The 7,116-nt window shown below is 72.9% G+C and carries 9 protein-coding genes; 5 read left to right on the top strand and 4 right to left on the bottom strand.

The window, feature by feature from the left end; genetic code table 11:
- The 4 genes from CCN39_RS47640 to CCN39_RS47625 form a co-directional block, all read left to right on the top strand.
- Nucleotides 1-236 (top strand): roadblock/LC7 domain-containing protein (locus CCN39_RS47640; RefSeq protein ID WP_434781168.1); only part of this gene is annotated, 236 nt, incomplete at its 5' end.
- A 44-nt stretch (nt 237-280) separates the two neighbouring features.
- Nucleotides 281-652 carry a hypothetical protein gene (locus tag CCN39_RS47635; protein ID WP_167455386.1) on the top strand — a complete coding sequence of 124 codons (372 nt, stop codon included), beginning with the start codon at nt 281-283 and terminating at the stop codon, nt 650-652.
- A 6-nt stretch (nt 653-658) separates the two neighbouring features.
- A complete protein-coding gene (locus CCN39_RS47630) occupies nt 659-1,327 on the top strand; it encodes a hypothetical protein (RefSeq protein WP_086853755.1) in 669 nt (222 codons plus the stop codon).
- A gap of 77 nt (nt 1,328-1,404) precedes the next feature.
- The gene (locus CCN39_RS47625) at nt 1,405-1,968 is read left to right on the top strand and encodes a copper resistance CopC family protein (RefSeq protein WP_086853753.1); all 564 of its coding nucleotides are present in this window, start codon (nt 1,405-1,407) and stop codon (nt 1,966-1,968) included.
- A 2-nt stretch (nt 1,969-1,970) separates the two neighbouring features.
- Here CCN39_RS47625 and CCN39_RS47620 read toward each other — a convergent pair whose 3' ends face one another.
- The 4 genes from CCN39_RS47620 to CCN39_RS47605 all read right to left on the bottom strand — a co-directional run bounded on the left by CCN39_RS47620 (nt 1,971) and on the right by CCN39_RS47605 (nt 6,490).
- Nucleotides 1,971-3,314 (bottom strand): dipeptidase, encoded by a 1,344-nt coding sequence (locus CCN39_RS47620; RefSeq protein WP_086853759.1) that lies wholly within the window; start codon nt 3,312-3,314, stop codon nt 1,971-1,973.
- 5 nt (nt 3,315-3,319) lie between these two features.
- Nucleotides 3,320-3,583 carry a hypothetical protein gene (locus CCN39_RS47615; RefSeq protein ID WP_086853751.1) on the bottom strand — a complete coding sequence of 88 codons (264 nt, stop codon included), beginning with the start codon at nt 3,581-3,583 and terminating at the stop codon, nt 3,320-3,322.
- Nucleotides 3,580-5,052, bottom strand: coding sequence for a glutamate/gamma-aminobutyrate antiporter GadC (gene gadC, locus CCN39_RS47610; RefSeq protein WP_086853749.1), 1,473 nt, complete (start codon nt 5,050-5,052; stop codon nt 3,580-3,582). Before gadC ends, CCN39_RS47615 begins: the two co-directional genes overlap by 4 nt.
- Nucleotides 5,053-5,341: 289 nt before the next feature.
- On the bottom strand, nt 5,342-6,490 hold the full coding sequence (locus CCN39_RS47605; protein ID WP_086853747.1) for an epoxide hydrolase family protein: 1,149 nt from the start codon (nt 6,488-6,490) through the stop codon (nt 5,342-5,344).
- 63 nt (nt 6,491-6,553) lie between these two features.
- Here CCN39_RS47605 and CCN39_RS47600 point away from each other — a divergent pair.
- On the top strand, nt 6,554-7,116 hold a 563-nt coding region (locus CCN39_RS47600), incomplete at its 3' end, for a helix-turn-helix transcriptional regulator (protein WP_143264469.1).

Here is a 7,116-nt window from a genome sequence, read left to right as displayed (position 1 = left end):
CGATCTCCGCGCTCGCCGCGGCTGATCTCGGGATTGCCCGGCAGGCCGCCGAAATCACCGGCAAGGGGACGCTGAACCAGACCGTCGTGTTCGGCAGTGAAGGCTACATGGCCGTCTACGCCATCGGGCGGCTGGCACTGATGGTCGTGCTGGGGGACAAGGGCCTGAACGTCGGGCGCCTGCTGTTCGAAGCCCGGCCCGTCATCGAGCGGATCGGCTCGATCCTGGCCGCGTAGCACGCCGGCCGACCACCCGTTCACGGAAAGGATGCAACACGATGATGAACATCGACACGGCACTCAAGGAAGCCATGTCCATCAGCGGCGCCGTCGGCGTTGCGCTGGTCGACTACGAAAGCGGCATGTCGCTCGGCACCAGCGGGGGCGGCGAGTGGCTCGACCTGGAGATCGCCGCGGCCGGGAACACCGAGGTCGTGCGGTCGAAACTGCGGGTCATGTCCTCGCTGGCGCTCAACGATTCCATCGAGGACATCCTGATCACGCTGCACCGCCAGTACCACCTGATCCGGCTGATGAATTCGGTGAGCTCGCGCAATTCGTTGTTCCTGTACCTGGTGCTGGACCGCGACCGGGCCAACCTGGCGCTGGCCCGGCACTACCTCAAACGCATCGAAGCGGATCTGCAGGTGTAATCGGGGATGACCGGAGGCGGCTCCCGCGCCGCACTCGTGATCGGCTCGGCGTTCGTGCACGACATCGGTTCGCTGTTCCCCGTGACGATGAACCTCACCGGTGACGAGCTGGCGTTCACGTTCGTGTCGTCCTGCCCGTCGCCCGACGCCGTGGCGGAGTGGGTCCGGCTGCGTTCGGGCACCGTCGTGGCCGGCCGGGTGCCGCGCTTCTTCGTCGATGCCAACGGCCGGCGCATCCGGGTCGAGCTGGCCGGTTCGGCGATCCGGGCCCTGGTCGTGCTCGCCGACGAGGTGACCGCCGCCCCCGCGTCCGTTCCGCGCCTCGGCCGCTGGCAGGACCAGATGCCGTGCCGCGTGCGGGGGGCGATGGACGAGCTCGCGCGGATGCTGTCGCGCTGCCACCACCGAGCGGGCGGCGCCGCGCCGCTGATCGACCTGGAACTGGCCTACCGCCCGGACCGCGAGTACGAGGCCCGCGTCGCCGGTGCGCACGAACGGGTGCGGGCGTACATCGCGCCGGTCCGCCCGGTGCTGGCGATGCGCTGGCGCTCGGCGACGTCGGCGCAGCGCAAGGCGTTCCTCGCGGAGGTTCCGGACGGCTCGCCGGGCCGCGGCTGGCTCCGGCGGCGCCGGACCACGCGGATCATGGGAATGGAGGTGGAAGTGGCGCCCTGACGGTGGCCGGCCGGACGCAGTGCCAGACTGCTCCGGTACCGCCGTCACCCGGCCACCATCGGATCGAGGAAAACCGCATGAAGATCGCCCGGATGTCCGGAGCCTTCCTGCTCGTGCTGTCCGGCGTCCTGCTGACGGCCGGGCCCGCGTCGGCCCACACCGAGCTCAAGTCGAGTTCGCCCGCCGAAGGGGCGAGCCTGGCCGCCCCGCCGCGCAAGATCGAGCTCACCTTCGAGGAGCCGGTCACCCTGCAGGCGGACCCGATCGCGGTCACCGGGCCGGACGGGGCGAAGTGGACGGTCGGGACCCCCGCGGTCGTCGACGCGGTGATCACCGCCCCGGTGACCCCGTCCGGCCCGGCCGGCGCCTACACGCTGACCTACAAGGTCGTCTCGGACGACGGCGACAAGGTGACGGCCGCGGTGCACTTCACCCTCACCGCGCCGGTCTCGTCCAGCGCCGCGGCGCCGACGTCGTCCGCCGCCGTGCCGACCGGCGCCGCGTCCGCAACGCCGGCGCCCGCCCCGGCGAGCGACATTGGCGGCAGCGTTCCGGCCTGGGTCTGGATCCTCGTCGCCGTCGCGGGCGTGCTGGCCGCCGCCGTCGTCGGGCTGCGGTTCCTGCGGCGGCCCCGGCCGTAGCGTCAGCCGGTGGCGGCACCGTAGTTCCGCAGGAACAGCGCCTCGGCCAGGGCCATGGCCGCGATCTCCTGCGGGGCCACGCTTTCGTTCGGCGCGTGGATGCGAGCCTGCGGTTCCTCGACACCGATGAGCAGGATCTCGGCATCGGGGTAGGTCTCGGCGAAGACGGTGCACAGCGGGATCGAGCCGCCCTGGCCGAGCAGGCTCACCGGGCGGCCGTAGGCGGCCTGCAGGGCTTCGTCCATCGCCCGGTGGGCGGCCCCGCCGGTCGCCGCGAGGAACGGCTCGCCGATCGCTTCCACCTCCACCGAGACGTCCACGCCCCAGGGGGCCGCGGCCATCAGGTGCTCGCTCAGCGCGGACGCCGCCCGGTACGGGTCGATGCCCGGCGGAATGCGCAGGTTCAGCCGGGCCCGCGCACGCGGGGTGAGGGCCGCCGCGGAGCCGACGACCGGCGGGCAGTCGATGCCGAGCACCGTCAGCGCCGGACGCGCCCAGAGCGTGTCCGCGACTTCGCCGCTGCCGAGCAGCACGGCACCGGGGGACAGGCCCGCGTCCGCCCGGAACCGCGCCGCCGGGTACGGGGCACCGGACCAGCGGCCGTCGGCGGGCACGCCGTGGATCGTGGTGTCGCCCGCCTCGTCGCGCAGGGTGCCGAGCACCGCCACCAGCGCGGCGAGCGCGTCCGGGGCGGGGCCGCCGAACATGCCGGAGTGCAGCTCCGACGGCAGGGCGTCGACCTGGACGACCACGGTGACCATGCCGCGGAGGCTGACGGTCACGGCGGGGTACCCGACGGCGGCGTTGCCGGTGTCGCCCACCACGATCGCGTCGGCCCGGAGCAGGTCGGCGTGCGCGGGGACGAACGCCTCCAGCCCGCCGGTGCCCTGCTCCTCGGAGCCCTCGACGACCACCTTGAGGTGCACCGGCACGTCGTCGCCGAGCGCCCGCAGCGCGGTGAGGTGCATCAGGATGTTGCCCTTGCAGTCGGCCGCACCGCGGCCGTACCAGCGTCCGTCCACTTCGGTCAGCCGGAACGGCGGTGTCCGCCACTGGTCGTCCGCCAGCGGCGGCTGGACGTCGTAGTGGGCGTACAGCAGCACGGTCGGGGCGTCTTCCCGGGCGCACGGCCGGGACCCGAGCACGGCCCGGCTGCCGTCCGGGGTGTCGGCCAGGTGGGTGTCGAACCCGGATTCGGCGAACGCGTCGGCCACCCAGGCCGCGGCGCGGTGGCATTCCCGGGGCGGGAACTGCCGCGGGTCCGCGACCGACCGCATCGCGACGAGCTCGGCGAGCTCGGCGCGGACTCGTGGCATCAGTTCTCCGACCCGCTTCCGGAGGTCCATCGCGCTCACCGGGCCTTCTCGGGGCAGTACACCCGGATCGCGCGCGCCACGGCGTCGGGCGAGCGCACCAGGCGCAGCCCGGGGCCGGCACTGTCGTTCGCGGCACGGACGAGTGCGGCGTCGGCGTGGGCGCACACCGCGCCGGCGTCCGCCCGGGCCGAGCGGGAGAACACGTACCCGGCGCCGAGCAAGCCGCCCAGCACGATCGCCACGGCGAAGTAGACGAGCATCCGCTGCGGCCGCGTCGACCGTTCGTCCACAGTGGTCATGACGGGTTCACCTCCGGCTGCCGCCACGACGGTTTGCGCAGGCGGTAGAACAGGAACGGCACCAGCAGGCCGAGCCCCAGCGCGCCGCCCGCGACGATCCCGAGGTACACCCACGGGCTGCCCGCCCCGAACTGCGAAGGCGGGACGAAGCCCACGAGCAGCGCGGCCAGCGACGCGCAGAACCCGACGCCGCACAGGCCGAGCAGCATCGGCGCGCGGAACCCGCGCGGGTGGTCGGGGAACTTGCGCCGCAGCCGCACCGCCGCGACGAACATCAGCAGGTACATGATCAGGTACACCTGGGTGGTGATCACCGAGAAGATCCAGTACGCGCTCGACACGTCCGGGATGAACGCGTAGCAGAGCGCGATCAGCGTGGTGACCGCCCCTTGGGTGACGAGGATGTTCTGCTGGACGCCCCGGCCGTTGAGCCGCTGCAGGAACGGCGGCAGGTACCCCTCCTGGCGGGCGATCAGCAGCAGCCCCTTCGACGGGCCCGCCAGCCAGGTGAGCATCCCGCCGAGGGACGCCAGCACGAGCATGACGCCGATCAGCGGGGTCAGCCACTGGATGCCGAAGCCCGCGAAGACGGCGTCGAAGGCCTGCATCACGCCGGCGGTGAGGGAGAGCTGGTCGGCCGGGACGACCCAGCTGATCGCGAGCGCGGGCAGGATGAAGATCAGCAGCACCAGCCCCATCGCCAGGAACATCGCACGGGGGAACTCCCGGCCCGGCTTGCGCAGCGACGACACGTGCACCGCGTTCATCTCCATCCCGGAGTAGGACAGGAAGTTGTTCACGATCAGCACGAGGCTCGCCAGCCCGGCCCAGGCGGGAAGCAGGTGGTCCGCCGACATCGGCGCCGCGGACGGGTGCCCCTGCCCGAGGAACACGATGCCGAGGACCACCAGCAGCGCGCCGGGCAGCAGCGTCCCGATGACGAGCCCGCCGCCGGCGAGCCCGGCCACGCCTTTCGTGCCGCGCGCGGAGATCCAGACGCCCGACCAGTACGCCACCACGATCACCGCGGCCGTCCACCACCCGCTGCTCGCCAGCTCCGGGTCGAACACGTACGCGAGCGTTCCGGCGACGTACCCGAGCAGGCTCGGGTAGTAGAAGATCGTCATCGCGAACTGGCACCAGACGGCCAGGAAGCCCACCGGCTTGGAGATCCCGAGCGCGACCCAGTTGTAGACCCCGCCCGGCCAGCCGGACGCCAGCTCGGCCGAGACCAGGGACGTCGGCAGCAGGAACACGATCGCCGGGACGGCGTAGAGGAAGACGGCCGCCAGGCCGTACACGGCCATCGTCGGTGAGGGGCGCAGGCTCGCGACGGAACCGGTCGTCATCAGCGCCAGCGCGACCCAGGAGATCCACGCGGCGGCCGGTGGCCGGGCACGCCTGCGCCCCTCGTCGGGCGGTGGCCCCGTGGTTTCCGGGGACCCGTGTGGTCGGTTGGTGGTGGTCATGGAAGTCGGCCTCCCGGGGCTCGCCTCGACGGGTGCCTCATCGTGTGCCCGGTGGCCGCCGGCCGGGTCACCCGTGGCGGGCGAGACCGGCCGCCCGCCCGAGGGCGCGGATGGCACTCACCCGGCCCGCGGCGACCGTCGCCGCGAGCCGGGTGAGCGTGGCACCGCACCGTGCGCACTTCCGGAGCCGAGCGGCGGCCGTGGCTTCACCTCGCGCGGGGGAAAGCGGTGTGCCCGATGCCGGAGGGCCGCTTTTCCCCTTCTGCGCGGGCGATCGCCGCCGCCTGGTTCACCGCAGCCGGCCGAAGAACGTCCGGACGTCGGCCACCAGCAGGTCGGGCGCCTCCATCGCGGCGAAGTGGCCGCCACGCGAAAACTCCGACCAGTGCACGATCGTGTGCTCGCGGTCGAGCGCGCTGCGGATCGACAGGTCGAGCGGGAACACCGCGACGCCGGTCGGCACCGGGGACCGCTCGCTCGCGCCCCACGCGCCGGCGTGCGCGGTCTCGTAGTAGCAGTTGGCCGACGAACCGCCGGTGCCGGTCAGCCAGTAGAGCATCACGTTGGTGAGCAACAGGTCCCGGTCCACGGCGTCCTCCGGCAGCTCGGCCGCCGGGTCGGTCCACTCCTTGAACTTCTCGACGATCCAGGCCAGCTGCGCCACCGGCGAGTCGTGCAGCCCGTGCGCCAGCGTCTGCGGCCGGGTCGTCTGCATCGCCACGTACCCGCCCTGCTCGGTCCGCATGTACGCGAACTGCTCCAGCCGCGCCTTTTCGGCCTCGGTCAGCTCGACGCCGTCGTCCGGCGCGCCGAAGGCATAGAGCCCGTTCGCGTGCACGCCGACGACCTTGTCCGGGTTGAGCCGGCCGAGGCCCGGGCCGACGACCGCGCCGGTGTCGCCGCCCTGGGCGCCGTAGCGGTCGTAGCCGAGGCGGTGCATCAGCTCGGCGAACGCGCGGGTGATCCGGCCGGTGTCCCAGCCGGCCTCGCGGGTCGGCCCGGAGAAGGCCGTGCCGGGGATCGAGGGGATGACCAGGTGGAACGCGGTCGCCGGGTCGGCGCCGTGGGCACGCGGGTCGGTCAGCGGGCCGATGACGTCCAGGAACTCCACGATCGACCCGGGCCAGCCGTGGATCAGGATCAGCGGCAGGGCGTCCGGCTCGGGGGAGCGGACGTGCAGGAAGTGGATGTCCTGCCCGTCGATCTCGGTGACGAACTGCGGGAACGCGTTCAGCTTCCGCTCGTGGGCGCGCCAGTCGTAGCCGTCGCGCCAGTACCCGGCCAGCTGCTTGAGGTAGCCCACCGGCACCCCGCGGCTCCAGCCCACCCCGGGCAGGTCCGCGCCCCAGCGGGTGCGGGCGAGCCGGTCGCGCAGGTCGTCCAGGTCGGCCTGGGGAACGTCGATGGTGAAGGGCCGGATCTCTTCGGTGTTCTGCATGTCTCCAACCCTAGGAGCCGGTTAGGTCAGGTTCGGTCCTAGCTGCCGGGCAGAATGCAGAACATGTGGGAAACCTCGGCACGGCTGCTGCGTCTGCTCTCACTCCTGCAGGCCCGGCGCGACTGGTCCGGAGCGGAACTGGCCGAACGCCTGGAGATCACGCCGCGGACCGTGCGCCGTGACGTCGAACGGCTGCGCGCGCTCGGCTACCCGGTGCTCGCCACCGCGGGCACCGCCGGCTACCGGCTGGGCGCCGGGGCGGACCTGCCGCCGCTGCTGCTCGACGACGACGAGGCCGTCGCCGTCGCGATGGGCCTGCGCACCGCGGCGGGCGGCTCGATCACCGGCATCGAAGAGACGTCGGTGCGCGCGCTGGCCAAGCTCGAACAGGTGCTGCCGTCGCGGCTGCGCCACCGGATCAACGCCCTGCGGTCGGCGACGGTGCCGCTGGCCAACACCGGCCCCACCGCCGACCCGGACACCCTGACCGCCATCGCCGCCGCCGTCCGCGACTCGGTGCGGCTGCGCTTCGGCTACCGCGCCCACGACGGCACCGAAAGCGTCCGCACGACCGAGCCGCACCGGCTGGTGCACACCGGACGGCGCTGGTACCTCGTCGGCTGGGA

This window comes from Amycolatopsis kentuckyensis (assembly GCF_002155975.1).
Lineage (GTDB): Bacteria > Actinomycetota > Actinomycetes > Mycobacteriales > Pseudonocardiaceae > Amycolatopsis > Amycolatopsis kentuckyensis.
Note: the sequence above shows the minus strand (reverse complement) of the source record. Positions and strands in the feature narration are given on the sequence as shown.

What these genes read in the sequence shown, in the direction of transcription:
- CCN39_RS47635 (WP_167455386.1), top strand. Translation starts at nt 281, where the DNA reads ATGAACATCGACACGGCACTCAAGGAAGCCATGTCCATCAGCGGCGCC.
- CCN39_RS47630 (WP_086853755.1), top strand. Translation starts at nt 659, where the DNA reads ATGACCGGAGGCGGCTCCCGCGCCGCACTCGTGATCGGCTCGGCGTTC.
- CCN39_RS47625 (WP_086853753.1), top strand. Translation starts at nt 1,405, where the DNA reads ATGAAGATCGCCCGGATGTCCGGAGCCTTCCTGCTCGTGCTGTCCGGC.
- CCN39_RS47620 (WP_086853759.1), bottom strand. Translation starts at nt 3,314, where the DNA reads ATGGACCTCCGGAAGCGGGTCGGAGAACTGATGCCACGAGTCCGCGCC.
- CCN39_RS47615 (WP_086853751.1), bottom strand. Translation starts at nt 3,583, where the DNA reads ATGACCACTGTGGACGAACGGTCGACGCGGCCGCAGCGGATGCTCGTC.
- gadC (WP_086853749.1), bottom strand. Translation starts at nt 5,052, where the DNA reads ATGACCACCACCAACCGACCACACGGGTCCCCGGAAACCACGGGGCCA.
- CCN39_RS47605 (WP_086853747.1), bottom strand. Translation starts at nt 6,490, where the DNA reads ATGCAGAACACCGAAGAGATCCGGCCCTTCACCATCGACGTTCCCCAG.